At 42.7% G+C, this 26327-nt stretch carries 24 protein-coding genes; 3 read left to right on the top strand and 21 right to left on the bottom strand.

Annotation, left to right across the window (positions count from 1 at the left end; all coding sequences use genetic code 11):
- Positions 1-4 precede the first annotated feature (4 nt).
- The 10 genes from mltG to CW740_RS05665 all read right to left on the bottom strand — a co-directional run bounded on the left by mltG (position 5) and on the right by CW740_RS05665 (position 9002).
- Positions 5-1009, bottom strand: a complete 1005-nt coding sequence (mltG, locus tag CW740_RS05710; protein ID WP_106646627.1) for an endolytic transglycosylase MltG — start codon at positions 1007-1009, stop codon at positions 5-7.
- A gap of 48 nt (positions 1010-1057) precedes the next feature.
- Positions 1058-1897, bottom strand: coding sequence for an aminodeoxychorismate lyase (gene pabC / locus CW740_RS05705; protein WP_106646626.1), 840 nt, complete (start codon positions 1895-1897; stop codon positions 1058-1060).
- A gap of 123 nt (positions 1898-2020) precedes the next feature.
- Positions 2021-3259, bottom strand: a complete 1239-nt coding sequence (gene fabF, locus CW740_RS05700) for a beta-ketoacyl-ACP synthase II (RefSeq protein WP_106646625.1) — start codon at positions 3257-3259, stop codon at positions 2021-2023.
- Positions 3260-3460: 201 nt separating this feature from the next.
- Positions 3461-3700: an acyl carrier protein gene (gene acpP, locus CW740_RS05695; protein ID WP_012801122.1), complete on the bottom strand. Its 240-nt coding sequence runs from the start codon at positions 3698-3700 to the stop codon at positions 3461-3463.
- Between the two features lie 221 nt (positions 3701-3921).
- On the bottom strand, positions 3922-4668 hold the full coding sequence (gene fabG, locus CW740_RS05690) for a 3-oxoacyl-ACP reductase FabG (protein ID WP_106646624.1): 747 nt from the start codon (positions 4666-4668) through the stop codon (positions 3922-3924).
- 38 nt (positions 4669-4706) lie between these two features.
- Positions 4707-5636 carry an ACP S-malonyltransferase gene (gene fabD / locus CW740_RS05685; protein WP_106646623.1) on the bottom strand — a complete coding sequence of 310 codons (930 nt, stop codon included), beginning with the start codon at positions 5634-5636 and terminating at the stop codon, positions 4707-4709.
- Between the two features lie 388 nt (positions 5637-6024).
- Complete coding sequence (locus tag CW740_RS05680) at positions 6025-6987, bottom strand: beta-ketoacyl-ACP synthase III (RefSeq protein ID WP_106646622.1); 963 nt, start codon at positions 6985-6987, stop codon at positions 6025-6027.
- Positions 6988-7119: 132 nt separating this feature from the next.
- Positions 7120-8157 (bottom strand): phosphate acyltransferase PlsX, encoded by a 1038-nt coding sequence (gene plsX / locus CW740_RS05675; RefSeq protein ID WP_106646621.1) that lies wholly within the window; start codon positions 8155-8157, stop codon positions 7120-7122.
- 141 nt (positions 8158-8298) lie between these two features.
- Positions 8299-8463, bottom strand: a complete 165-nt coding sequence (gene rpmF / locus CW740_RS05670) for a 50S ribosomal protein L32 (protein WP_018625004.1) — start codon at positions 8461-8463, stop codon at positions 8299-8301.
- A gap of 14 nt (positions 8464-8477) precedes the next feature.
- Positions 8478-9002 (bottom strand): YceD family protein, encoded by a 525-nt coding sequence (locus tag CW740_RS05665; protein WP_106646620.1) that lies wholly within the window; start codon positions 9000-9002, stop codon positions 8478-8480.
- A 155-nt stretch (positions 9003-9157) separates the two neighbouring features.
- On the opposite strand from CW740_RS05665, the gene CW740_RS05660 reads away from it, so the two are divergent.
- Positions 9158-9748, top strand: a complete 591-nt coding sequence (locus CW740_RS05660; protein ID WP_188459727.1) for a Maf family protein — start codon at positions 9158-9160, stop codon at positions 9746-9748.
- A 25-nt stretch (positions 9749-9773) separates the two neighbouring features.
- Here the strand turns inward: CW740_RS05660 and CW740_RS05655 are convergent, their stop codons facing one another.
- From CW740_RS05655 to CW740_RS05645, 3 genes are read right to left on the bottom strand one after another with little or no spacing between them, the layout of a single operon-like run.
- On the bottom strand, positions 9774-10529 hold the full coding sequence (locus CW740_RS05655) for a fructosamine kinase family protein (RefSeq protein WP_106646618.1): 756 nt from the start codon (positions 10527-10529) through the stop codon (positions 9774-9776).
- Positions 10530-10549: 20 nt separating this feature from the next.
- On the bottom strand, positions 10550-11056 hold the full coding sequence (locus CW740_RS05650; protein ID WP_106646617.1) for an O-acetyl-ADP-ribose deacetylase: 507 nt from the start codon (positions 11054-11056) through the stop codon (positions 10550-10552).
- A 29-nt stretch (positions 11057-11085) separates the two neighbouring features.
- The gene (locus CW740_RS05645; RefSeq protein ID WP_106646616.1) at positions 11086-11640 is read right to left on the bottom strand and encodes a GNAT family N-acetyltransferase; all 555 of its coding nucleotides are present in this window, start codon (positions 11638-11640) and stop codon (positions 11086-11088) included.
- Between the two features lie 67 nt (positions 11641-11707).
- On the opposite strand from CW740_RS05645, the gene CW740_RS05640 reads away from it, so the two are divergent.
- A complete protein-coding gene (locus tag CW740_RS05640) occupies positions 11708-12244 on the top strand; it encodes a peroxiredoxin (protein ID WP_106646615.1) in 537 nt (178 codons plus the stop codon).
- A 4-nt stretch (positions 12245-12248) separates the two neighbouring features.
- Here CW740_RS05640 and pgaD read toward each other — a convergent pair whose 3' ends face one another.
- The 6 genes from pgaD to rluC all read right to left on the bottom strand — a co-directional run bounded on the left by pgaD (position 12249) and on the right by rluC (position 20212).
- Positions 12249-12704 (bottom strand): poly-beta-1,6-N-acetyl-D-glucosamine biosynthesis protein PgaD, encoded by a 456-nt coding sequence (gene pgaD, locus CW740_RS05635; RefSeq protein WP_106646614.1) that lies wholly within the window; start codon positions 12702-12704, stop codon positions 12249-12251.
- Between the two features lies 1 nt (position 12705).
- A complete protein-coding gene (pgaC, locus tag CW740_RS05630) occupies positions 12706-13959 on the bottom strand; it encodes a poly-beta-1,6-N-acetyl-D-glucosamine synthase (protein ID WP_106646613.1) in 1254 nt (417 codons plus the stop codon).
- On the bottom strand, positions 13952-15922 hold the full coding sequence (pgaB, locus tag CW740_RS05625; RefSeq protein WP_106646612.1) for a poly-beta-1,6-N-acetyl-D-glucosamine N-deacetylase PgaB: 1971 nt from the start codon (positions 15920-15922) through the stop codon (positions 13952-13954). The genes pgaC and pgaB overlap by 8 nt, the downstream gene beginning before the upstream one ends.
- Complete coding sequence (pgaA, locus tag CW740_RS05620; RefSeq protein ID WP_157826398.1) at positions 15922-18450, bottom strand: poly-beta-1,6 N-acetyl-D-glucosamine export porin PgaA; 2529 nt, start codon at positions 18448-18450, stop codon at positions 15922-15924. The genes pgaB and pgaA overlap by 1 nt, the downstream gene beginning before the upstream one ends.
- A 167-nt stretch (positions 18451-18617) precedes the next feature.
- Positions 18618-19265: an HAD-IIIA family hydrolase gene (locus CW740_RS05615; protein ID WP_106646610.1), complete on the bottom strand. Its 648-nt coding sequence runs from the start codon at positions 19263-19265 to the stop codon at positions 18618-18620.
- Entirely contained in the window at positions 19262-20212 is a 951-nt protein-coding gene (gene rluC / locus CW740_RS05610) for a 23S rRNA pseudouridine(955/2504/2580) synthase RluC (protein ID WP_106646609.1), read from the bottom strand. The genes CW740_RS05615 and rluC overlap by 4 nt, the downstream gene beginning before the upstream one ends.
- A 614-nt stretch (positions 20213-20826) precedes the next feature.
- Between rluC and rne the strand changes: the two genes are divergently transcribed.
- Complete coding sequence (rne, locus tag CW740_RS05605; RefSeq protein WP_227523903.1) at positions 20827-23640, top strand: ribonuclease E; 2814 nt, start codon at positions 20827-20829, stop codon at positions 23638-23640.
- 88 nt (positions 23641-23728) lie between these two features.
- Here rne and CW740_RS05600 read toward each other — a convergent pair whose 3' ends face one another.
- Positions 23729-24295: a histidine phosphatase family protein gene (locus CW740_RS05600; RefSeq protein ID WP_106646607.1), complete on the bottom strand. Its 567-nt coding sequence runs from the start codon at positions 24293-24295 to the stop codon at positions 23729-23731.
- Between the two features lie 12 nt (positions 24296-24307).
- Positions 24308-26323, bottom strand: a complete 2016-nt coding sequence (ligA, locus tag CW740_RS05595) for an NAD-dependent DNA ligase LigA (protein ID WP_106646606.1) — start codon at positions 26321-26323, stop codon at positions 24308-24310.
- Between the last annotated feature and the right edge of the window lie 4 nt (positions 26324-26327).

The raw sequence follows: 26327 nt of genomic DNA, 5'->3' as shown, positions 1-26327 counted from the left end.
GCTATTATCGATTTAGTTGATACTTGCGGACTGCGCGATTATGTTCTTCTAACGTCTTGCTGAAGTGATGGCTACCATCACCTTTTGCTACGAAATAAAGGGTTTCCCCCGGCTTGGGGTTCAATGCAGCTTGGATGGCCTCCCGACCGACCATAGCAATAGGAGTTGGTGGTAAACCTCTGTGAACATAGGTATTCCATGGATGTGGGTTTCGAATATCTTTACGACGGATATTGCCATCAAACTCAGGTAACAAACCGTATATAATCGTTGGGTCAGTCTGCAGCAACATATTCTTAGCCATACGCCGTACGAATACACCAGAAATTTCAGGGCGTTCCGCTGGTACGGCGGTTTCCTTCTCTATGATCGATGCCATAATCAAGGCTTGATAAGCTGTCTCATACGGCAATCCATCAGCTCGACCTGACCATTCTTCGTCTAAAATAGCCAGCAATCTATCGTGAGCACGCTTTAAAATATCAAGGTCGGAGTCGCCTTTGATGAATTGATAAGTGTCGGCATAAAACATACCTTCTGGATGAGACTGTCCAACAAATTCCATGGATTTAAAAATGTCATCATATTCCTGACCGTAATCAATCTCATGCACCAGCTCAGAGTTTGCCTGCAAAGCAACCAGCAACTCATAAATATTAGATCCTTCAATCACCGAAAACTGGTACTTGATGACATCGCCTGCTACTAGCTTCTGCAGAACATCCACCGCAGTCATATCTGGGGTGATATTATAATTACCCGCTTTTATAGAACGCAGTTCAGGTTTCAGTTTGAGCAATAGTTGATAATAGTAAAATTGCTCAATAACGTCTTCTTCCTGCCATTTACGACCAAGACTATAGGCAGTAGTGCCCTTTTCAACATCCAGCTCTTGTTCAAGCCCCAATGGCTGTTGAATAAATTCTTGGAAACCATTCCATAAATACCAGGTAATTCCGGAAAAAATAAGAACCAGCAAGATAAAGAAAGTAAGAATAGGTTTTTTCATCAATTCTCTTTAGATCATTTATTGTAATAGGAGTTATTGTTTGCACTCTTAGAATGCAGACTGACGATATCTATAAGCTAATTCCTGCCAACCAGGAAATAACTCATAATGAGTTGCCCCAATGGTGCACACAGGAATAATACCGACTATTGCATTAGATACCAAGCAGTAGCGAGATGAAGCCATGTCTTTGTGAGTTATTTGGGCTTCCACAAAGTCAGGCTGATTATTTAATAACCAGCGACGAACCGTACCATTAACTCCAGCCTGGTCGAGTCTAGGGGTTTGCCACTGGTCATTACGGTAAAAATAGATATTCGATTTAGTACCGCATATCACTTTGTCATTAAGACTCATAATGCCATCAAAGCAATTTGCAGAAATTTCTTCTGTAGCTAAGACTTCCGCCAGGCGATTACAGTGCTTTAGACCCGCCAAAAGAGGATTAATGCTCGGTGGTGTACGACACAAAGATAAACTAACACCAGAATCAAAGTTTCTTGGAGCTTTTAAAGCAGACCAGCTTAAAATTCGCTGTAGATGGGGTTTCGCAGGAGCTTTATAGCCACGCAAACCAGATCCACGAGTAATCGTCAACCGCACCACTCCATCAGAACACTCAGAAATTGTCGATTGCTCTCTAATAAAACCCAGCAGTTCGGATTGGATCATTGTGAGGTCTAAAGACGGGAATCCGAGCTGTTCTGCACTAAAAGACAAACGCTCAGCATGCAACGCCCAATGCTCAACCCTACCACCGCTAACTTTAATGGTAGTAAAAAATGCATCCCCATACAGCAAGCCGCGATCAGTTGTAACGATATGATCGCATGACCTACCATTAAGCCAGGTATTGGCGGTTTGTGAATTGTTGTCTTTAGAATTCATCAAAGCATTCTAATAGAAAACCAAGTGAGATACAGCGCTAATTTATATGGTTTATTATTACAAGACTGGCAATAAAAAAAGGCCCTCATAAAGAAGGCCTTTTGGTATGCTGAAAGATACTTACTATAACTTACTAAAGATCAGTGTGCCGTTGGTACCACCAAAACCAAACGAGTTACAGATTGTGTTATCAATCTTTGCTTCCCGAGCGCTGTGGGGCACATAATCCAGATCACAGCCTTCACTTGGATGATCAAGATTGATGGTAGGCGGCGCTACCTGATCACGAATCGCCAATACGCTGAAAATGGCTTCAACAGCGCCTGCAGCTCCCAGCAAGTGACCTGTCATGGACTTTGTAGAGCTGACCATAACGTTACGCGCAGAATCACCAAAAATCGTTTTAACCGCATTGGTTTCCGCTAAATCGCCTGCCGGTGTTGAAGTACCATGAGCGTTAATGTATTGGATTTCTTCAGGGTTAAGATTCGCATCCTGCAATGCATTTTTCATCGCACTGGCTGCGCCCTCTCCATCAGCTGGTGGTGAAGTAATATGGAAAGCATCTGCGCTCATGCCAAAACCTGTTAATTCAGCATAAATCTTTGCGCCACGTGCTTTAGCATGCTCATACTCTTCCAATACCATTACACCAGCGCCGTCACCCATAACAAAACCATCACGGTCTTTATCCCATGGGCGTGAGGCAGCATGAGGATCATCATTACGAGTTGAAAGTGCTTTTGCTGCAGCGAAACCACCGATAGAAACGGGTGTTGAACCTTTTTCAGCGCCGCCAGCCAACATGGCATCAGCATCACCATAAGCAATCATACGGGCAGCATGACCAATGGAGTGAACACCTGTGGTACAGGCTGTCACGATAGAAATGTTAGGACCTTTCAAACCATACCGAATCGACAGGTGGCCTGAAATCATGTTAATGATAGAACCAGGAATGAAGAATGGCGAAATTCGGCGTGGGCCACGTTCATGATTCAGCAAGGTCGTTTCTTCGATAGTAGTCATACCACCAATACCGGCACCAACGCAGGCACCGATGCGATGAGCGTTTTGATCATTTACTTCTAAACCAGAATCTTCCCAAGCCTGGGCGCCAGCAACAATACCGTACTGAATAAAAATATCCATTTTACGGGCGTCTTTCTTTTCCAGAATTGGCTCTGCTTCAAAGTTTTTAACCGAACAGACAAATCGAGTGCTCAAATTGCTGGCATCAAAGTCCTCGATCATATTAGCGCCGCTTTTCGATGCCAAAATGCCGTCCCATGAATCTTTAATGTTGTTACCCAGTGGGCTTAGCATCCCTAAACCGGTAACTACAACTCTGCGTTTACTCAAGGAAATTACCTCTCGTTAAGTATTCAGTTTTCAGCTCTTGATTAGCCTTCAAACTCCTAGCTTATCAGAACAGTTCTTCAGCCGTTGACTGGTTACGTGCCCAGTTTCTCATCTTATAAAAACACAAATGGGCAAAATACTTTCGTATTTTACCCATTTATAATTCGCTAAATATTACGAATAGATTGCAGACGAGTTAAATTACGCGTCAACATTCGCCTTAATGTAGTCAATAGCGGCTTGAACTGTGTTGATTTTCTCAGCTTCTTCGTCTGGAATCTCAGTATCGAACTCTTCTTCAAGAGCCATTACCAATTCAACGGTATCCAATGAATCCGCACCTAAATCATCAACAAAAGAAGCTTCAGCAGTCACTTCTTCTTCTTTAACACCTAATTGCTCAACAACGATGTTTTTTACGCGTTCTTCGATAGTACTCATCTGTTTTAAATCCTCTTGTATATCACAGTATTATACTGCGACGGTAGTTTAGTTAACTCCAGCAAACTTGCAAGCCTAAATTGACTTTTTTGGCAAAGGTCAGACCTGCATCAAGTTTTGCATAATAGCAGAATTGGCCGGCATTTTAATATGATAAATCATGAATTTAAAGCGGTTAGCATTCCTGTAACACAATTTGCTACTCAGAATAAAACAACCGTTTAAACCATATGCATACCACCATTCACATTAATTGTTTCGCCAGTTATGTATCCGGCGTCATCAGAAGCCAGGAAGTTTACAGCACTAGCAATCTCCTCTGGCTGACCTAAACGAGCCATTGGGATCTGATCAAACATGGCCTGGCGTTGATCGTCATTTAGAGCTTTAGTCATATCTGTATCGATAAAACCTGGAGCAACAACGTTTACGGTAATGCCACGAGAACCCACTTCTCTTGCCAATGACTTAGAGAAACCAATTAAACCAGCTTTAGCTGCTGAGTAATTAGCCTGACCGGCATTGCCCATAGTGCCAACAACAGAACCAATAGTAATGATGCGGCCCCACTTTGACTTCATCATGCTTCGCAAACAGGCTTTAGAAAGACGGAAAATTGAAGTCAGGTTGGTATTCAAAATACTTTCCCATTCATCGTCTTTCATGCGCATTAATAAATTATCGCGGGTGATACCAGCATTGTTCACAAGGATATCGGGCGTACGTCCATGCTCACCTTTGATTGCATCCAATACACTTTCGATGCTTTCAGGATCAGTAACGTTAAGAGCCATGCCAGTTCCATTCAGACCGGCGGCTTTAAAATTTTCAGTAATTTTCTCAGCACCACTTTCTGAGGTTGCCGTTCCAATAACAGTTGCGCCTGATTGTGCTAAGCGGTGAGCAATAGCCTGGCCAATACCACGACTGGCTCCAGTAACTAAAGCAATTTTATCATTCAAACTCATATCTTTATCCTTTCAAACTCTTTCTAGTTATTGCTGTTTTATTCGGAAAGTGCAGCTTCAAATTTGTCTAGAGTACCGAGTGGTGAAGCGTTCAGCTCGCGGTCAATACGCTTAGCCAGACCACACAAAACATTACCTGGGCCACACTCAAAAAGGTTTAACGCACTTTCTGTTTTTAACTTTTGTACTGTCTCAGTCCATCGCACTGGATTATAAAGCTGACGAATTAATGCATCTTTAATCGCTTTTGGATCCGATTCTGCAGCGACATCAACATTATTAATCACTGGTATGACAGGAGTATTAATATTGATGCTCTCGAGCATGTGAGCAAGTTTATCAGCAGCTGGGCGCATTAAGGCACAATGTGACGGAACGCTTACAGGCAACGGCAATGCACGCTTTGCACCAGCCGCTTTACAGGCTTCCATGGCACGCTCAACAGCCGCGGCACTACCGGCAATAACAACCTGACCTGGCGAATTATAGTTAACCGCTTCAACTACTTCGTCCTGAGCAGCAACAGCACAGGCATCACGGACTTTCTCATCGTCCAGACCAATAATAGCTGCCATTTTTCCAGTACCTTCTGGAACCGCCAATTGCATGAACTGGCCACGTGCTTCTACTAATTTGACAGCGTCTGACAACTCAATAACGCCTGCAGCGACCAAAGCACTGTATTCACCCAGACTATGACCAGCCAGGAAAGCAGGCTCTGAGCCATTTTCCTGTTGCCACAAACGCCACAAAGCAACACTAGCCGTTAATAAAGCTGGCTGAGTAAACTCGGTCTGGTTCAATTTGCCTTCTTCATCCTTTTGCACCAACTGCCATAGGTCGTAGCCTAAAGCCTCAGATGCTTCAGCGAAAGTGTGTTCAATAATTGGATACTTATCAGCAAGGTCTGCAAGCATACCAACAGCCTGCGAACCCTGACCTGGAAATATAAATGCTGTTTTACTCATAATTAAATCTTTTTATTCAATAATTTATCTAATTTATTTAAAGCTAATTCTTATAAAGAATCAGCAGCGATTCACGTGTTCAAACTGCTAAATTTTTATTTATAAGCCTTCGTATATTGGATAAGCAAAGCACCATCCAACAAAAGTCTCTCTTGTTCTAATGTCACTAGGCCTTCCTTTTTGGGGTTATCCGACCTGAAGTACAACCTTACAATTTAAGAGCGGTGCGTCACGACGCACCCTACTTCTGAGATATCCAAAATTTGAAGCCGGTAGCTAAGATGAGACAAGGCATTTGATGATTTAAAGTGAGGAGGTTTAGTGCTCTTAAATAACGAGCTTTAAATCATCAAATAACGCAGTATCATCGACGATAATGGCTTCAAACCTAATACTTAATTAAGGCGGAACCCCACGTAAACCCACCCCCAAAACTCTCCAACAAACAAACATCGCCACGCTTAATGCGGCCATCTTCAATCGCTTCGCACATCGCTAGAGGGATTGAAGCGCTAGATGTGTTGCCATGACGGTCAACCGCTACAACGACTTTATCCATAGACGCGCCAAGTTTCTTGGCTGTTGCCTGAATAATACGGATATTGGCCTGATGAGGAATTAACCAATCAATATCTTCTTTCTGCATATTATTGGCTTCAAGAGTTTCATCAACGATCTGGCTAAGTGTTTTCACAGCGACCTTAAAGACTTCGTTGCCACGCATCACGATCTGCGGCTCTGGAAACTCGCCTAACTGCCCTCTTAGACCGTTATTGCAATATAAAAGGTCGCCATAGCCACCGTCAGCGTGAATATGAGTAGAAAGAATACCTGGCTCATCACTGGCCGTTACAACCGCTGCACCGGCACCATCACCAAAAATGACACAGGTTGAACGATCATCCCAGTTAACAAGGCGTGAGAGTACTTCCGTACCCACTACCAGAACGTTCTTACGATGACCGGTTTTGATAAATTGATCGGCGATACTTAGGCCATAAACAAAGCCTGGGCATGCAGTGGTAATGTCGAATGCCGGCACGCCGCCAATACCAAGCGCATGACCGATATAACAGGCAACGCTTGGAAACATTTTGTCAGGTGTTGCTGTACCAACCACAATCATGTCGATTTCGCTGGCATCGATTCCTGAATTAGCAATAGCTTTTTTTGCTGCTTCGAAACCCAAGTCAGAAGCCGACTGGTCATCAGCTGCGATATGACGCTTTTTGATACCAGTTCTTTCGGTAATCCACTTGTCGGTGGTATCAACCATCTTTTCTAGGTCAGCGTTTGTTAACACCTTCTCCGGCAAATAACTGCCCATACCAAGAATTTTAGAATATTTCACACTTACTACCCTTTCATCATTCACCGGATATTAATCTACAAATTGCTTATTTACTGACTTGTGAGACAAAATCCACATGAGTATCAACAAAACATTACGACCATCAGGCACTATTGAACTTTGATGTTAAAACTAGTGTTCAACTGGTAGTACTAAATGGCTTACTTTATTTTGGATTTCCTGAGGTACTTGACGTTCAATCTCAGAAATCGCTTTATTTATTGCACACAAAGTCGCTTTGATATCAGCGGAACCATGACTCTTAATCACAATTTCGCGTAATCCTAACAGACTTGCCCCATTATACTGGTCGGGGTTGATGCGTTTTTGGAAACTTTTTAAGACAGGTTTCACCATAGCCGCAATCAGCTTGCTTCGCCAATTGCGAGTAAACTCAACCTTCAGCTGATCATACAGGAAACGCGTAATGCCTTCACAGGCTTTCAGGACATTATTACCGGTAAAACCATCACAAACTATAACATCCACATCGCCATTAAATATCTGATTTGCTTCTACATAACCAACATAATTGATTTCAGCCTGTTTGCTCAAGATATCGCCGGCCAATTTGATGCTATCTCGCCCCTTGCTTTGCTCTTCACCAATATTAAGCAATGCGACTTTAGGGTTATCTTTTCCATCAACTGCCTGACACATGACATGCCCCATCATGGCAAAGCTGGTCAACTGCTCGGCACTGGCATCAATATTAGCGCCAAGATCCAGCATGTGGGTGACTGTATTCTTTTTATTGGGAAGCTCGGCAACAATCGCTGGCCGTTCAACACCGGGTAGCGTGCCCACAAGAATTGTCGCCAGCGCCATTAATGCACCAGTATTGCCGGCACTGACACAGGCATCGGCCACATTGTCGCAAACCAATTGCAAGCTGACGCGCATACTAGAATCGGATTTATTACGAATGGCCTGAGACGGCTTTTCGTCCATGGCGATGACTTCGGACGCATGCTGAATACGCAAGCGGTCACCGAAGATATCAAATGCTTGAGGATTGAACTGAGAAACCTGCTTTTTGACCTGTTCTTGATGGCCAACCAGGTAAATTGTGATGTCGGAATGGATTTCCAGCGCTTTTAATGCAGCTGGAATAATAACTGAGGGGCCATAATCGCCCCCCATACAATCTATCGCTAGAGTTTTAGTCACGGTAACAGGTCAACATCATTCGTTTGTTAACGGTAAATTTATCATTGTTTTAGCCAGCTTTGAAACCAGCAATCAATAATAAATCGTTTCGGACCAAACACTAATCTTTTTATAGAGCCTTGAAAAGCCTCTAAAAAAGAATTAAACGACTTTACGACCTTTGTAGAAACCGTCTTTAGTCACGTGGTGACGACGATGGATTTCACCAGTTTCGTTTTCAACTGATAAAGTTGGTGCGCTCAAAGAGTCGTGCGAGCGACGCATGCCACGCTTAGAGCGAGTTTTGCGATTCTGTTGTACAGCCATTAGCGTTCTCCTGCTTAATCAAACTTTAAATCTTTTAAGGCATTAAAAGGATTATCCTTTTCTGCCTGCTCAATTGCTTCTTCTGGAAGCTCACCTGCCTGATAAGTTTCCAGCTCTTTACACTCACCATATAAAGGAATGAGTGGTAGCGATAAAATCAGCTCATCTTCTACTGCTGATTTTATATCTAATCCGTCTTCCCCAACAAGCACAGCCTCTACGTCGTCTGGGACATTAGCCATTTGCTCTTCCGAATACACCGGACGCAAAGTTGCCTGTCGGTCAAGTTTGAACATAAAAGGTTCAGTGCAGCCCTGACAAACCAATTCGACTTCACCAGTGAGAGCCACATGCAGTGAAGTTGTACGAGTGTCTTTAACCCTTTCACCATTGATTTTACAGTGAATTTCGCCTTTTGAAGAGTTCAACAACTGGCGAAACCGCTCGAAATAATCAATCTCAAGGGTGGCATCTATTTCTTTGCCCTGATCCACAAACTTATTGGGACTGAGCGATGCCGGGAACCTGCGACTTGACATAGGCGCGCAATAATACATATATCTTGTGGTCTAGTCAAAGCAAACCCGCTATTTTTAAGCAAATTTTGCCTATTTGATTGCTTTTTTAGCCAATTCTTACACAATTGGCCCTAAGCAACTGATTCTCTGATAAAAACTGGGATAAAAAAGGCCAGATTAATATGCCACAACCACACATTATACTCGCCTCCTCTTCACCTTACAGAAAAGAGCTACTAAGCCGTATTCTGGATGATTTTGACGCTATATCACCGGATATTGACGAAACGCCGTTTCCTGACGAAGAACCCATAGAGCTAGTGGCGCGCTTAGCTCAGCAGAAAGCCTTGGCCATCGCAATCAATCATCCAGATGCGCTGGTTGTTGGCTCGGATCAGGTGTGTGTGCTGAATAATCAAATACTTGGCAAACCAGGAACCATGGACAAAGCCATAGAGCAACTCCAAGCCTGCTCAGGCCAAACCGTCACCTTCTACACCTCACTGTGTGTTACCAACGCAAATGAAACAGCCCAGAACACCACAGTAGTAGCCACTAAAGTTCTATTCAGGCAGTTAACAGAAACAGAGATCATCAACTATCTCGAAAAAGAACAGCCACTCGATTGTGCAGGTTCATTCAAATGCGAGGGGTTGGGGATTGTCTTATTTGAAGCAATTGAGTCAAAAGACCCAACAGCATTGATTGGATTACCACTGATAGCGTTGGCAACAAAACTCAGGGAGTTTAGGGTGGAGCTTATTTAAACAACTTGCTTTGTGTACTCTACAACTAGTCAAAATAATACTGAATCTGATCTATCAGACTACGGCAGGACTGCAAATAAGCGCCACCAAACAAGTTATAGTGATTCATATAATGGTACAGATTGTAGATAACCTTCTTCTGTGGGTAAACATTGGTTCTTGGGTAAACATCGTCGTAGGCTTTATAAAAGCTTTCACTAAAGCCGCCGAACATTTCGGTCATGGCCAAATCCGCTTCGCGGTCGCCATAATAGACCGCTGGGTCAATCAGCCAAGGGCCATGTTCATCAAACAAGACGTTGCCAGACCATAAGTCACCATGCACCAGACTTGGATGAATGCAGTGGCGGTTGAGCCAGGTTTCCAGCAAGTCTTTACGTTCCAAAATGGGATCTTCCAATAAACGTTTTACCTTGGCGTCTTTGATGAGGTTGGTTTGATAGAGAAGGCGCTGTTCAACAAAGAACCGTCCCCAGTGAACAAACTGGCCATTAACCTGCGGGTTTAGGCCAATATAGTTATCCTCATCGAGTCCATAGTAGCTGGCTTTCACTTTATGCAGATAAGCCAGTCCCTGACCTAGCTGCTCCATTAATTTTGGATTCCAGTTCGAGCTGTTGACCTGTTGCAAAACCAACTGCTCATCAGAAACCGTTTCTATTTTAGGAATATTTAAATGTGGTACTTGATGTTCCTGAATAGTCTCGCGCAACAGTTCTAACCCTTTAGCCTCCTGTAAAAGGTGGTCGGTAAATTTCGAACTATTACTTTTATGGAACATAGGATCTTAGATTCTCTGATTTAAGAGTTAGACAGCAGTTGTCGATAAATGGATACGCTTTCATCATCGTAACAACTGAAGATGATTTCTCTTAACGACTCTGCACTGTTAGCAAACATTCTGCATACGTTTACTGCGATATCTGCGGCCTGCTGCTTGGGATAACCATAAATACCCGTGCTGATACAAGGGAAGGCAATACTTCTAAGCTGCTTTTGTTCAGCAAGTTCGAGACTACTCATATAACAACTGGCCAATAATTCAGCTTCATTCTCATTACCACCTTGCCAGACCGGGCCTACAGTATGTATGACATATTTAGCAGGAAGGTTATAGCCATTTGTTATTTTAGCCTGACCGGTTTCACATCCCCCCAGGCCTTTGCACTCCTCAAGTAGCTCGGGGCCTGCGGCTCGATGAATGGCACCGTCCACTCCGCCGCCTCCAAGCAGGCTTTTCTTGGCGGCATTGACGATAGCATCCACGTATAGCTGAGTGATATCACCTGCATCCAGTCGTAAGTTCATTCCTTCTCCCTTTTATTACCATTGATAAATTATTGATAGAGCTTATCGTAAGCCTCTCTATCTATAGCATATTCCAGTGCTTCAATATCAAATAGAGTTAGCTTTTTGCTAAAAGATTCGCCAATGCGTTCAGCCAGATTAATTGAGGCCTGATTATCAGGCTGAATCAAGCTGATGATTCGGTCTAAATTTATGACTTCGAAACCGTAGTGAATGACGGCTTTAGCGGCTTCGGTAGCATAACCCTTACCCCACGCATCCCTATGAAGCGTCCAGCCTGCCTCAATCGCTGGCCAGCCTTCTGGTTTCAAAAAACCTGCACGCCCAACAAACAGCCTGGAGCTTTTCTCCTCAAGAGCCCACTGCCCAAACCCATTAAGCATCCAATGTCCGGCCATAGTGGCAATACTACGCCAAGCTTCATGCCGAGACATGGGTTTGCCGGAAAGAAGGTAGCGCGTCACATCAGGATCTGCCATCATTTCATAATAACGCTCCAGATCGGACGATTTATAGTGTCTAAGGATCAGGCGCTCGGTCTCAAGCACCGGTAGTTGAATAATCGTATCTTGGAAAATCTTCACAGAAAATTGAGCTCACAAGTATTAAGTTGCACAATAGTTTCTACAATCTTACAAAAGGCAAACGGTAATGAACACTCTAATGAAACACTTTCTATTATCAATGTTGTTTGCATTCAGTTTTGCAGCAACAGCAGAAACCGGTTGGGTTGGTGCATTAGCACCTGACTTTAAGTTACAAGATCAGAATGAAGAATGGAAAAGCCTTGAGGATTATAAAGGCCAATGGCTGGTACTGTATTTCTATCCGAAAGATGATACGCCTGGCTGTACTACCGAAGCAAAAAACTTCCGTGATGGGTACCAGAATATCAAAGCACTAAATGCTGAAGTGGTTGGTGTGTCTTTGGATGACGTTGAGTCACACAAATCATTTGCCGACATCCATAATCTACCTTTTAGCCTGTTGGCAGATGTTGATAAAGAAGCCGCAACTGCATATGACGTACTTGGCGGTTTTGGTCCAGTAGAATATGCAAAACGTCAGACTTTCATCATCGATCCTAATGGTAATATTGTTTATCACTACGATGATGTAGACCCTGACACACACATGACTGATGTGGTTGCGAGACTAAAAGAGTTACAGGCCGGTCTAACCGAATAACTGACTAAGCCACTTTGAAGCTCTTTTTCGGTTCAAACTGAATAACTCTGTCGTCAGAAATATCTAGCGACAGAGTTTTTTGTTCCATGCATTCTTTTAACTGTCTTTCTTCAACCCTAAAATAAGAAGCAATATCACTGTCAGTTACAACCGCTACTAACTTGCGACGGCTTTTACCTCTAAATCGTAACTCATTAATTTTAGCCCAGGCCAAAAATACCACACCAAGCAATACAATTACCTGTAGGTAAATCAATAGAATATTGGCAAACTCCTTATAACCACCCAGTTCAATCATGTGGTCATAAAACAGCTCAAAACCAAAGTACCAGGCTACCAAGCTAATCAGCGGCTGCCACAAATAAAAAATAATGGCCCAAAAAATAAAAGTAACACTTAAATAAGTCACCTTGTGATGTGTTTTTAGCGAATGTGGCTTATCAATAATTAAGTCTTTCAAATCATATTCCTCGATCAGGACTTTTCCAGGTTGCCCGAATACCCTCTTCCCTTAATAACGCCTTCGGAACACCCACGATGACGGTAACAACATTAATTAACCAATAGACTAGCGGGTACCAAATCATCCAGTAGTAATATTTGCCCAGCCCTTTATCGTATGGGCTATCAATTGCCAAACTAACTGCAAACTGCATTAAACAGGTCATAGCCAACATAACCCCATTCCAGCCTGGAATGATGGTTCCTATATGAAATGGTTCTGGAATATTGATCACAAGACCTAACAGCCAGAGTACAAAAATTGCCGCTACTACGTAGCTCCAGACAGCACTGGTAATGTATTCAGCAGCAACAATCCACATCCGGCGACTGCGCCACTTGAATAGATGTTTGAAGTAACGCTTAAACACTTCCATACCGCCCTGCGCCCAACGCAACCTTTGTCTCCACAATCCTGCAAATGTTTCTGGCATCAGGATCCAGCACAAAGCATTCGGTTCATAACGTACTTCCCAATGATTGAGCTGCAGACGCCAGCTGACATCAATGTCTTCAGTAATCATGTCTGTGGTCCAATAACCAATTCGATGCAAGGCGGATTTACGAAATGCGGACACCACACCTGAAACTGTGAATATGCGCCCGTAAATTCTCTGAGCACGTTTAATTAATCCAATAATTGAGGAAAACTCACCAACCTGAATTTTTCCCAATAATGTCGAGCGATTTCGTACTCTTGGATTTCCTGTCACAGCCCCTACCCTGGTTCCACCATCATTAATAAAGTGACTTACTAACCAGTGAACTGCGTGTGGCTCAAGAATCGCATCGCCGTCGATTCCAACCAGGTACTCGAACTTTGAAAGCATAGCACCCATATTCATGGCCGTTGCTTTACCCTGATTGGACTCAAGGTGTATCACTCTCAGGTTTTCAAATTCCTCACTGAGCTGATCCAGAACTTCGCGAGTGTTATCAGTGCTGCCATCATTCACGGCGATCACTTCAAAATTTGGATAAGTCTGTTCAAATAGACGCTCAATTGTCTCGCGAGCCAGTTCACCCTCATTGAAACAGGGTAATAAAATGCTGACGCCCGGATAACTTTTTAATTCCGGTGGTTCAAGGTATGAATTACCGGCGGCATGCTCCCAGTGAAAGCGATAATAAACTGCACCAATCATCCATACATAAGCCATGAATAATGGATAATAAAAAGCAAATGAGAAAATATAGTGCATTAAATCATTCATAAGCCGTCTCCCTCTGTGGGAAGGAACTGGTAGAGACCCCTTGAATGATCTGTTTTAACTGTGGGTGGTTATTAATAAAATCATCCGGATAGTAAGCAATGTTGATGAAGCCCTGCAATAAAGCTTGCTTAATTTGTTCTAACAGAATGGTATTCGAGACTGGTTTATTTTTTGCCCAATCATAGGCCTGCAACTCAATAACCACCTTGTCCCTACCGACCTGCTTATTAATATTTTTCAATAAATCCATAAACCATGATTGCGGCTCAACTGCCTGCTCCATATATGGCATAGCCATGACTGCAGTGAAGTCATAATTCTCTGTAAATAGGTTAAGATCCTGAGCAAACCACCGCTTGGCGGCAGTTTTCATAACAGGTTGGGCATAGATGTTACGGGCAGTAACGGTTTCACCATTATGCTGTCGAATAATATCAGCAAGTTCATGAGTGAAATTGATTAAGGCTTGAGTTTTAATTGCAGTCCATTTGTCTATCAATAGCTCCGAACGAAGCTCTTGTATTGATTCAAACTCAAGACCTTGGGATTGATAATAAGCAAGAGCCTCAGGACCTACATCCTCAAAGTCAGAGAGAAATGCATCATCATGAAAAAGCACGCCAGCAAATTGGCTGTATTTAGCCAGGTCCTGATAAATATCCTTGATAATCTGTCTTGATGTCTCATCAAAAATTGAAAGGCGCTGATAATTATTTACCGAAGGCTGAACACCAGAATTCGTTAATGCTTTAACACCATGACGTTGGTAAACATCAGCTCCCAAATCAAAGGCCATTACCGGCATCCAGGCCAATACTTTTACGTTGGAGCGTGTTTTAAGTTGCCATGCAACTCGATTAAATAAATCCGCTCTGACGGGTAAATGGCGATTCGGAAAATATAAAGCCGAAGCATTTCCGTCACCATCCGGATCAGCAAAAGCCTGCAAATAAACATGTGTGACATTTAATGCTTTGACTCGATCAAGCAATAAACTCAAGTTTTTATGCTGCTGAACTGGATCAGGGTCGTAAACATAATCGAGATCAATGTGAACCGCACGATGAGGTGCTTTATAACTGTATGGGTCAAGAATAAGCCCCAACTCGATATCGGAAGGATCACCACTAACTAAGTGACGCTGTATGTGGTTATTAGTTAGAGTGTTTGTACCTTTCTCGAGAACCAAAGACTGTTGAAATCCAATAGACTGTGCAAGAGACCAGGTATACTCAGAATAACTACCATAAGGCCAAACAATAGCTCGTGGAGCCTTACCTGTTTGCTGTTTGATCACATCAAAACTGGTTTGCAAATCATCAATGATTCGCTTCTCGAATTCCGAATCAGTCTCATAACCATCACTTGAAAATTCTCTGCTAACTGCAGCAGGTTGAGTATTCCCTTGCGGGTTCGCTTGCAATCCGCGATGCATATCGTGACTATGAGAAGCAATCTCGATTAAGCCAGACTGTTGCATTTCTCGAATCTGTTGCCACGTTAGAAAATCGTCCGTAGCTTTTTTGATGCCACCATAATTAACTGCCTCTGAGCTTTCAATCCAGCTAGTAACAATGGCGAAGGTTGCCGGATAGTTATAGAGCTTTAATAAAGGAAAAATCTGGGTATAAAAGCTTCGGTATCCATCATCAAAGGTCAGAAGAACCGCTTTTTCAGGCAAAGCTTTTTGCTCACTTTTAGCCTTAATAACTTCATCAAGGCTGACTACGGTATAACCATTGTCCTTAAGCCATTCAAAATGCTCTACTAAATGTCGAGTCGTTACGGTACCTTCATCTGCTTGGTGCATGGACAAAGAATACGGTTTAACATCGTGATAGCATAAGGCGAAGAATCCACTTTCAGATTCAGTTGAGAACCTTTCATAAGACTGGCTATTGCCTAAAACCTGTAACGGTAAAAGTAAAGCAAATATCAATAAGAAATAAATAGTCAGTCGCATCAGAAAGTCACTCCATAACTTAAATTATAATCAGGCCCAGACTCTGTTTGACCGTCGTAAATACGTTGCTTATAACCAATTGAGTAGTTTAAGAAGCTACGTTTACTCAACTGCCACTGGTGTAAATAGCGTGCGGTCCAAATCTCTCCACTACCAAAATTTGTTTGTTCATATATGCCCATTTCCAGGCTGATTCCATGCCATAAAGATATGTCAGAATATTTATAAAGTTGTTGTTGATAGTTTGCTGCGAGCGAAAACCCAAGAGCTGACTCTGGATTAAAATAAAGACGCTCAGAATCTTCGCTGTTTTCTTCAAGGTAAAGATATTGGCTTAAGGTAAATCGATGATTGAATGACTGATACAATTTCTGGGAACCAGAGATACTAAAAGTTTGACGCTTGTTACCATCTGAAAAATTAGACTGTTGCCAACTGACTGAATAGCTTTGCTTTTCGCTATGTCTATAAGTCGCTCCCAAGGATTTTAGATCAGCGCTAACGCCACTATAAAATGCTCTGACTGGTGTTTGTTTATTAAAAGACTGATAGCCAGCATTAAAGCTGAAATAGTCATCATGGAAATACTCTATGCGACTGGCAAGTTCAGCACTATTAAGCTCACCAACTTTAAATAGCTCAAACTCAGATATGAAATTCTTAGATAAGTATTGAGCGCCTACACCAATTGTCAGTATGTTTTCTTTTTCACCGAAGAAACTGGATTGGTTGTTTTGTGATTTGGCAAGCAAACGCCAATGGTCATTAAATAATTGGCTGTAGGCAGCCAGCTCAAAGTTTCTGTCGTTGCTTGAAAATTGTGAGCCGCTGGAGTTACCACCAGAGGTTGATGCGTAGAATGTTGCATCAGTAGCAACATCATAATCTTCAATCAATCTCTTAACAGAATTGTTAATTTCTTTTTCAGGCAACTGCTCGATTAATTGATTCGCTTCATGAAACTGGCGATAAGCAATAAGATTATAGGCACGAGAAATATGGTGCGGCAGATAATCAGGATCTGTAGCCTTGATAATATCAAGTTGCTCGTTAGATCGTGCAATAAATCCTCGCCATCGCAATACATTCGCCAGATTGTATCGGTACTCATTATTATTGGGTGCAACCGCCAATAACTTCTGCAGTGCATCCTCGGCACCTTCTAAATCATTGGTGTAGGCTTTGTGCATTGCCTGCATCAAAGCAACAGTCTGATAGTCAGGATTTGGCTTTCTAATTTGTTTGTCAGCAGAATATAACCAAGCTGGACTTTGACTGATAAGTGTCTGTAGGTATTCCTCAGCGGTGACGAGTGCACCAATATCTAAAGCGGCATAATAAGCTAACTGCAAAGCATCTTTATTACTGGCTGCGATCTGATTATTGTTAAATCCTTTATCAATAACATCCAATGCGTTATCCGGCTCTTGCTCTGCAAGGTAAGATTCAGCAATTGAAAGTACTCCATGATCTGGCATCTGAGGAACTAGATGATTCTGCTGTTGAGCGAGACTAATAACTTCCTTGTGTCGTGTGAGCGCATTCAGCAGTAGAACTCTATCAGCGTATGCATATGCTAATTGCTTGTCCGTACTCGAGTCGCTAGCTTGCAACAGATTCAGGTACTCATCGTTGTTATGAAATGCTTTATTAACCAACTCTTCATTCTCAAGAGAGCGGCCATCATTGGCAATTCGACGAATAGATTTAGTATTTTGCGCAGCTCTAAGCTTAATCCAGTCTTCTGTAAGGTATAGTTCTGGCGAACTTTCCATTGCTTGTTTTGCAGGAGCAATCAAACCAAGCTCAAGCAAATTCAGCGTTTTAAGACGAGTAATTTCTTGGTCGTCTTGCGCCAGCTCCAGCATTTTGTCGTAAACTGAAACCTTCTCCAGGGTTTTGTTATTTTGTTGGTTATATAGAAATGCTAATAAAGATAATCCCTCCTCATTCTCAGGCTCAACAGCAAATACCTTCTGAATATAAGCTTCTGCCTGAACGAAATTATTCTCACGAATGGCAACAGCAGACAAGCCTAAAATAGCGTCATAGTATTGAGGGTCATCTTCTAATATTTGTAAATAGAGCTTTTTAGAAAGCGCATAATTGCCGGTTTCGCGGGCAGATATAGCTACCGCGTTTAAGGCATAATGAGGCAGTTGCTGATTAAGCAGCTGACTTGAGTAATAGGAAAGTGCATCACTAAACTGGCTATTCCAGGTCAGTACAGTGACATAGTCAGCCTGCAATTTACGGTGTTTTGGGAATTGGTTGAGGGCTCTTCGATAGATAGCTGCTCTATCAGTGAGGTCTGGGAATTCTGACTTAACTTCAGATGCCCATAGGTCATAATCTTGTTCGACTAAATCAATCGACAAGTCATTATTGAATTCATCAGAAGCAGTATTCCCTTTTGCTGTTTCGTCAGTAGAATCAGCAGTCAGCGCTTGTTGCTGAGCCTGAAAGCCATGAGCTGGAAATAGGATAAAGGAATTAGCTACCAGTATAAGTACTAGTTTTGTTATCAACGCGCATCCAAAATTTATTTATGATTCTATGCAAATGCGCATTGTACTGGCTTATTTTTATACAGCAATAGAATTTGAGATGCAGAACAAGGATTTCTTATAACTATTGTGTATATGGACAGGAGCTTTGTAAAACAACTTGACAGCAAACTTCAAGCTAAGAGATTTTAGGATAATCTACCTTTAAGCTGACGGATATCATCAATAATAGCCTGTGGCTGACAAGTTCGTAACATCTCAATGGTGTGGGCCCCGAAGCTTACGCCGATACTCGGCATTCCAGCCTTTTTAGCCATTTCCAGATCAAATGTCGTATCACCAACCATAATAGATTGCTCAGGGCTTGTTTTGGTGTGCGACATTAATTTATTGAGCATTTCAGGGTGGGGCTTACCATGGGCTTCATCGCTGGCGATAGTCAGATCAAATATCGACTTCAATCCAGAATCATTTAAGACGCGGTCAAGACCTTCTCTTGCCTTGCCTGTTGCTACTGCAAGTAAATGACCATTGCTTTTTAAATGTTCAAGAGTTTCTGCGGTTCCTTCAAATAGCGGGCTTGGCGTTGGGTCACCTTCCACATATTGATAACGATATTCTTTAGTGATCCAATCGTGATCGTCGACTTCGGGGAATAAGCGTTTGTAGCATTCTGTCAGGTTTAAGCCAATTATCCCGCGCACATCATCAACAGAGGGAATCGGTAGCTTTAGGTTGGTGGCAGTGGTCTGCATCGCTGAAACAATTCGTCCTGTTGAATCCATCAAAGTGCCATCCCAGTCAAAAACAATTAATCGGGTTTGCTTTGATATCATCGACGTAAGTACTCCAACGTTTGCTGTAAATCTTGGGGTAAAGGGGCCTCTACCTTAATAGCCTTATCTTCCGGGGTCACTTTGAAAGTCAACGAATAGGCATGTAGAAACAAACGCCCAGATAAACCTTGTTGCTTAAACTTCTCAGTTATCTCATCAGTTCCATACTTGGGATCACCTACTAGAGGGTGGCCGGCCTGCTGGGCATGAACACGGATTTGGTGAGTTCGACCAGTCACTGGCTCCGCTGATACCAGAGTATAGTCTTTAAGGTTCTCGACTACGCTGAATGAAGTCAAAGATGGTTTACCACCTTCGGTGACCCTAACAATTCGCTCGCCTGACTTTAAATGATGTTTTGCCAAAGGATAATCAATATGCTTGAGCTTGGCAGGCCACTTTCCTTCGACTAAAGCCCAATATTGTTTACTCATGAGCTTTTTTTGCAGTTGTTCGTGCAAAAAGCGCAGCGTGCTTCGCTTTTTAGCAATTAACAGACAACCTGAGGTATCGCGGTCAAGTCTATGAACTAACTCAAGAAATGGAGCCTCTGGCCTTAAAGCTCTAAGCGCTTCGATAACCCCGAAACTCATGCCACTGCCGCCATGTACAGCCATGCCATGCGGCTTATTCAAAACTATTAATCGTTTATCTTCATACAAAATGGCATTTTCCAGGTCCTGAACAACATTCAGATTTACAGGAACTTCCGTTTCGGTATTGGTCGTTTTAACCGGAGGAATCCGAACTGAGTCGCCCTCTTCAATCTTATATTCGGCTTTAACGCGCCCTTTATTGACACGAACCTCGCCCTTTCTGAGCATTTTATAGATACGGGATTTAGGAACGCCTTTGAGTTTTTTTAATAAAAAGTTATCGATGCGCTGACCGGCTTCTTCAGTCTGCACTTCAACAAATTGGACTTTTGGACGGGATTCATTGTTCATCGGGCGCAACTATACCTGAAAACACGTCAAATCAATAGCTTAAATCAACAAAAGATTGCCCTGTATATATAAGCGGTCTATAATGCCGAACTGAGCTATATGCTCCGAAAGAGCGCTTGGTGTCGCTCCTTCCACCTTAAAGCTAGCAAAGCTAGAGTCTTTTACAAATAGACTATTAAGGCAAAAGGAAGCAAACAACACCTTATATGTAGGTATTTTATCCGCGCATAACGTTTGACTGCTCTAAAAAAAGAGAGGATCAGCGCAAAAGCGGAAATACCTTAAAAGTTGAAATGATTTTATAAAGCCGGTCACCGGAAAATAGCAGAATTGTAGAGTAGCAATAATATCGTTTATAAAGAATAAACGTTCACGTTACTCGGTTAGTTTGGCTTCTTTCGCGCACAAAAAGCGGTAAGACGTGGAATAGCCAAACAGGAAATCAATAGGTTTAACAGTCAAATTAGTGATGAAAAGGCAGTTTAAGATACTGAACTTACAGAAACTCACAATAAAAACCCCTAGTTTTTAAAGACTTGTAGGGTTTTTAATCCCTATTCCTAATATTCTTGCTAACTCTTCCTGTGTCCGCAGAAATTGAGAGTTAATAACAAATGAGACGTATGTTGATTAACGCAACGAATCATCATGAAGAGTTGCGTGTTGCGCTGGTTGATGGCCAGCGTTTGTATGATTTAGATATCGAACTGGCAGGAAGAGAACAGAAAAAAGGTAACATTTACAAAGGTAAGGTCACTCGAATCGAGCCAAGCCTTGAAGCCGCTTTTGTTGACTATGGCGCAGAACGTCATGGCTTCCTACCACTGAAAGAAGTTGCCCGCGAGTATATGCACAACGCCCCTTCGCGTGGCCGCCCTACCATTAAAGATGCCCTTAAAGAAGGCCAGGAAATCATCGTTCAGATTGATAAAGAAGAGCGTGGCAATAAAGGCGCAGCCTTAACCACCTCAATCAGTCTGGCCGGAAGTTACCTGGTACTAATGCCAAATAATCCTCGCGCTGGCGGTATTTCGCGCCGTATCGAAGGCGAAGAGCGCGCTGAACTTAAGCAGGTTATGAGCCAGCTTCCTGTACCAAACGGTATGGGCTGCATCGTTCGTACCGCTGGTATTGGCAAAAGCCTTGAAGAAATCCAATACGATTTCAACTACCTTATTGATACCTGGAATGGCATTAAACAAGTTGCTGGCACTCGCCCTGCTCCTTTCTTAATTACTCAGGAGTCGGACGTTATCACTCGAGCGATCCGCGACTATTTGCGTCCTGATATTGGTGAAATCATCATTGATCGCCAGGAAGTCTATGAGCGTGTAAAAACTGAACTACAGTATCAGCGTCCTGATTTTGTAAACAAAGTTAAGCTATATCGCGACGAAATCCCATTATTTAATCGCTATCAGGTAGAAAGCCAGATCGAAAGCGCCTTCCAACGCGAAGTTAGACTGCCATCAGGTGGTTCTGTAGTCTTTGACCAGACTGAAGCTCTATTATCAATCGATATTAACTCTGCCCGCGCAACCAAGGGTGGTGATATTGAAGAAACTGCGTTGCACACAAACGTAGAAGCCGCCGAAGAAATAGCCCGCCAATTACGTCTGCGTGATATTGGTGGCTTGATTGTTATCGACTTTATTGACATGGGCCCGCCACGCAATCAACGTGAAGTTGAGCGTGTCCTAAAAGAATCTGTTGCTCGTGATCGTGCAAGAATTCAGATTGGCCGTATTTCTCGCTTTGGTTTGCTAGAAATGTCTCGTCAACGCTTGCGTCCTTCATTAGAAGAGTCAAGCCAACACGTCTGTCCGCGTTGTACCGGCTCGGGTGTTATTCGTGGTACTGATTCACTGGCCCTTTCTATTCTTCGCTTAATGGAAGACGAAGCGATGAAAGAGTCTACCGCAGAAGTTCAGGCTCTAGTTCCAGTAGAAGTTGCAACATTCCTGTTGAATGAAAAGCGTCGAAAAATAGAGCAAATCGAGAAGCGTCAAAAAGTTCGCCTGGTTGTGGTTCCAAACCCTTACCTGGAAACGCCTCATTATGAAGTGTTGCGCGTTAAGGCTGGAGAAACATTAGAAGATGCCAGTTATAGTCTAATTGGCGATGCTCCTCAGATTGAACTTGTAAGAAGCAGCACTCAAGCTGCTCCTGCAAGTGATCAGCCAGCACTAAAAGGCGTTAAACCAACGACTCCACCGCCAGCACCAAGCAAACCAGCTAAGAAGAAAAAGCCTGGTCTGTTAAAAAGACTTTGGAACGCTTTGTTCGGCGACGATAAAGATAAGAAAAAGAAAGGCAAGAAATCACAAAATAACCGTGGTAAATACGACCGCAATAATCGTGGCCGTAACAATCGCTATCAGGGCAAAAAGCGTAACAACCAGAAAGGTCGTAATCAAAACCGCAATCAGCAGCAAGATCAGCGGGATGATAAAGATAAGCCGCAACAGAAATCTGGTGGTCGCACACAGAAGAAACAGCATGACAAGCCACAAAGAAAGCAACAGGCCGCTCAGAAACAAGAGCAGAAGCATGGACAGAAACAAGAGCAACAGCAAGAAGCTAAGCGTCCACCACGTAAAACACGTGCAGAGCGTATGGCTGAAGCTCAGCAAGGTAATAAGCAGGCTCAGGAGCAACAATCAGCTCCTAACAAAGAGCAAGCTCAACAGCAGAAAAAGCCTTCAGTTCGTTCAGCTATAAAGGGTAAACAAGCTCAGGCTGAATTTGCGGAGAGCAAGCCGGCTGCAAAGCAAGGTAAAACTGGTAATGAGAAACCTGCAAAAGAACGCACTCCTAAGAGTAAAGCTCAAGCAGAAGACATTATGGTTTATAAAGCCCATAAATCCTTGGAGCGCAGTATTACTGAGGTTATGGGTTACTCAAAAGACAAAAAGTCTGGCAAAGTAGAATCAAGTGCTCCTGCACAACAGGCAGCAAATGACTCGAGTATTGAGCAGTCTACTTCAGCTAAGCCTCAAGCAGCACCTGAGCAAGTAAAAGCTGAGCCGACTGCAAAAAAACTAGATGTAGAAACAGTTGAGCCATTTGTGAATAAAGATGTTGAAGTAGCAAATGAGAAACCTCAATCAAACTCTGGCAGCCAGCAAGAAGCTAATAAGACTGAACCATCTTCTAAAGATGATAATATTGACAAAACTAATGCATCTGAAGCAGAGCCGGATTCTAGCCAATCAACTGAAAAGTTGGTTGCTAAGAAACATGAATCCACTCATGCTTCAGCGCCAATGGCAAAAGCTGTAACTACAGATACAGTGGTATCTGCAACATTCACTCCAAAGCCTTATCAATTCTCAGATAGTGACGTTATCACTTCTAACATTGAAGACAATAGTGATAAGCACAGCAACAGCCCAGCAGCTAAAACCAGCTCTTTGAGTGATTCGTAAAAGCTGAAGCTGAAAAAGAAAAAGGAGGCATCATCGCCTCCTTTTTTATTGGATATAAACTTTTAGTTGCAAATCATATAATCGCAAATCATTGAATCATCTTTATCAATTTTTGCTGAACCTTTCCTTGCTCTTTCTTGACGTGAAAGATGGTACCGTAATCATTTTCCGCTAAAAAGATTTCAGTATCATGGTTCAAATTCTCCCCTGCAAAACTTACCTCAAAACTACCTCCAAAAGAAGTAACTAGACTAGGGACAGTGTTTGAGTGGCCGATAATCATAATGCTCTTACCACAGAACTCTTTATAAACTCGCTCGACAAGTAACTGATTATTCCTCGGATCGTAACTATAAACATCAAAGTCATACTTTTGCGCTGAAGGATTTATTGATTGTCTAGTTCTAAGATAATCAGTTGAAAAAGCGGCATCAATCTGATTCATGAATGATAGTTCCGCTAATTGAATTGCCATTTTCTTGCCAAGAATACTTAGTTCTGGATCTTTATTAGGCGGTAGTTCATGAGACACTTCTTTAGGAAGATGACGCATAACAAATACCTCATAGTTTTGACATGCTGCAGTTTCTTCAGCGAACAGTGAGAAACTAGACAATAAACTTGAGACTAGCAAAACAGTTTTCAGTGGATTCATCAGGCTCTCCTGCTAAAGATTATTAAGGAACGACTGGTCTAGAACTTCAACACCCAGTTCCTGCGCCTTTTTTAATTTACTCCCTGCACTCGCACCTGCGATTAAGGCTGTAGTTTTACTGGAAACGGAACCTGAAACCTTGGCTCCCAATGCTTCAAGTTTTGATTTTGCTTCGCTTCGACTGATGCCTTCTAGAGTACCCGTAATAACATAAGTCTTGCCTTTCAGTGGTAATTCTTCATCAGATTTCTTTTCGATATCGGGCCAGTTAACACCCAACTGTTTCAATTCATTGATTTGCTCAATATTTTCTTCATTATCAAAAAAGGCGCGAATGTGATGCGCGACAATAGGACCGACATCTGGCACAGACTCAAGTTCTTCCTGACTGGCTGCAATAATTCCATCCAAAGAACAAAAATGATTAGCAATATTTTTAGCAGTAACCTCGCCAACTTCGCGAATACCTAGGGAGTATAAAAACTTTGGTAAAGTGGTACTTTTACTCTGCTCTAAAGCGTTAATCAGATTCTCCGCTGACTTTTCCCCCATGCGATCAAGAGCAGCAATATCACTGGCCTTTAATCGATAGAGATCACTGATTGTTTTAATCATCTCCTTCTCAGCAAAAATCTCTACCAGCTTATCTCCGAGACCATCAATATCCATGGCTTTACGTGAGGCAAAATGTTTAATGGATTCATTACGTTGCGCGGAACATATAAGTCCACCAGTACATCGAATAACAGCTTCGCCTTCGGTTCTTTCAACGGGTGAGTCACAGACCGGACAATTGGTAGGCGTTAAAATTTCTTCGGCATCAGATGGGCGCTTTTCAAGAATAACGCTGACAACTTGTGGAATTACATCTCCGGCGCGTCGAATAATAACTGTATCGCCAATACGAGCATCAAGTCGTGCGATTTCGTCCATATTATGCAGAGTAGCGTTACTAACGGTAACGCCTCCAACGGATACTGGCTCAAGTCTTGCAACGGGCGTTAATGCACCGGTACGTCCTACTTGGAAATCAACACCCAGCAACTGAGTCATTTCTTCCTGTGCTGGAAATTTATGGGCAATTGCCCAGCGAGGAGCGCGAGCGACAAAGCCCAGCTCTTCCTGCAATGCTATAGAATTGACTTTATTTACCACCCCATCAATTTCGTATGCCAACTTATCTCGTTTTTGTAATATCGACTGATGGTAATGCTGACAACCGTCTGCACCTTTGACGACTTTGACTTCTTCACTAACAGGTAAACCCAATGTTTTGATTTGTTGCAACCGACCGTAATGAGAATCCGCTAATTCATAATCATCAGAGACCAGGCCCATTGAGTAGGCATAAAATGATAGCTTTCGTTTTGCCGTAATTGATGGATCTAACTGACGTAGACTGCCTGCCGCTGCATTACGAGGGTTAGCGAAGGTTTTACCCCCCTGCTCTCTGGCTTCATCATTGAGAGACTCGAATACCGATTTAGGCATGAACACTTCACCACGTATTTCAATCCTCTCAGGGATATGCTCACCCCGTAACTTCAACGGAATAGCTCGAATGGTTCTGACGTTTAATGTAATGTTTTCACCAGTCGTTCCATCACCTCGAGTTGCGCCCCGGACCAACTGTCCATTTTCATACAATAAACTTACTGCTAGACCATCCAGTTTAGGTTCGCAGACATACTCAATTTCAGTGGATGACTTTAATCGGTCTTTAATCCGCTTGTCGAAGCTTATCAGTTCCTCATCAGACATGGCATTATCAAGAGACAACATGGGTAATTCATGAATCACTTCCTCAAAACCATTGTCTGGTTTTGCGCCAACACGCTGGGTTGGCGAATCTGATGACACAACTTCTGGATGCTCTTTCTCTAACTGTTGTAACTCACGAAGTAAGCGATCATATTCGGCATCGGGAACTGTTGGGTTATCTAAAACGTAATATTGGTAATTATAATTATCGAGGGTAGCGCGTAACTCAGCTACGCGCTTTTCTATCTCAGACTTTTTGTGACTCATGACT

Origin of the sequence: Kangiella profundi, assembly GCF_002838765.1 — a bacterium.
Lineage (GTDB): Bacteria > Pseudomonadota > Gammaproteobacteria > Enterobacterales > Kangiellaceae > Kangiella > Kangiella profundi.
This window is presented reverse-complemented; position numbering and strand designations above follow the sequence as displayed.

What these genes read in the sequence shown, in the direction of transcription:
- mltG (WP_106646627.1), bottom strand. Translation starts at nt 1,009, where the DNA reads ATGAAAAAACCTATTCTTACTTTCTTTATCTTGCTGGTTCTTATTTTT.
- pabC (WP_106646626.1), bottom strand. Translation starts at nt 1,897, where the DNA reads ATGAATTCTAAAGACAACAATTCACAAACCGCCAATACCTGGCTTAAT.
- acpP (WP_012801122.1), bottom strand. Translation starts at nt 3,700, where the DNA reads ATGAGTACTATCGAAGAACGCGTAAAAAACATCGTTGTTGAGCAATTA.
- fabG (WP_106646624.1), bottom strand. Translation starts at nt 4,668, where the DNA reads ATGAGTTTGAATGATAAAATTGCTTTAGTTACTGGAGCCAGTCGTGGT.
- fabD (WP_106646623.1), bottom strand. Translation starts at nt 5,636, where the DNA reads ATGAGTAAAACAGCATTTATATTTCCAGGTCAGGGTTCGCAGGCTGTT.
- rpmF (WP_018625004.1), bottom strand. Translation starts at nt 8,463, where the DNA reads ATGGCTGTACAACAGAATCGCAAAACTCGCTCTAAGCGTGGCATGCGT.
- CW740_RS05665 (WP_106646620.1), bottom strand. Translation starts at nt 9,002, where the DNA reads ATGTCAAGTCGCAGGTTCCCGGCATCGCTCAGTCCCAATAAGTTTGTG.
- CW740_RS05655 (WP_106646618.1), bottom strand. Translation starts at nt 10,529, where the DNA reads ATGTTCCATAAAAGTAATAGTTCGAAATTTACCGACCACCTTTTACAG.
- CW740_RS05650 (WP_106646617.1), bottom strand. Translation starts at nt 11,056, where the DNA reads ATGAACTTACGACTGGATGCAGGTGATATCACTCAGCTATACGTGGAT.
- CW740_RS05640 (WP_106646615.1), top strand. Translation starts at nt 11,708, where the DNA reads ATGAACACTCTAATGAAACACTTTCTATTATCAATGTTGTTTGCATTC.
- pgaC (WP_106646613.1), bottom strand. Translation starts at nt 13,959, where the DNA reads ATGAATGATTTAATGCACTATATTTTCTCATTTGCTTTTTATTATCCA.
- pgaB (WP_106646612.1), bottom strand. Translation starts at nt 15,922, where the DNA reads ATGCGACTGACTATTTATTTCTTATTGATATTTGCTTTACTTTTACCG.
- CW740_RS05615 (WP_106646610.1), bottom strand. Translation starts at nt 19,265, where the DNA reads ATGATATCAAAGCAAACCCGATTAATTGTTTTTGACTGGGATGGCACT.
- rluC (WP_106646609.1), bottom strand. Translation starts at nt 20,212, where the DNA reads ATGAACAATGAATCCCGTCCAAAAGTCCAATTTGTTGAAGTGCAGACT.
- rne (WP_227523903.1), top strand. Translation starts at nt 20,827, where the DNA reads ATGAGACGTATGTTGATTAACGCAACGAATCATCATGAAGAGTTGCGT.
- CW740_RS05600 (WP_106646607.1), bottom strand. Translation starts at nt 24,295, where the DNA reads ATGAATCCACTGAAAACTGTTTTGCTAGTCTCAAGTTTATTGTCTAGT.
- ligA (WP_106646606.1), bottom strand. Translation starts at nt 26,323, where the DNA reads ATGAGTCACAAAAAGTCTGAGATAGAAAAGCGCGTAGCTGAGTTACGC.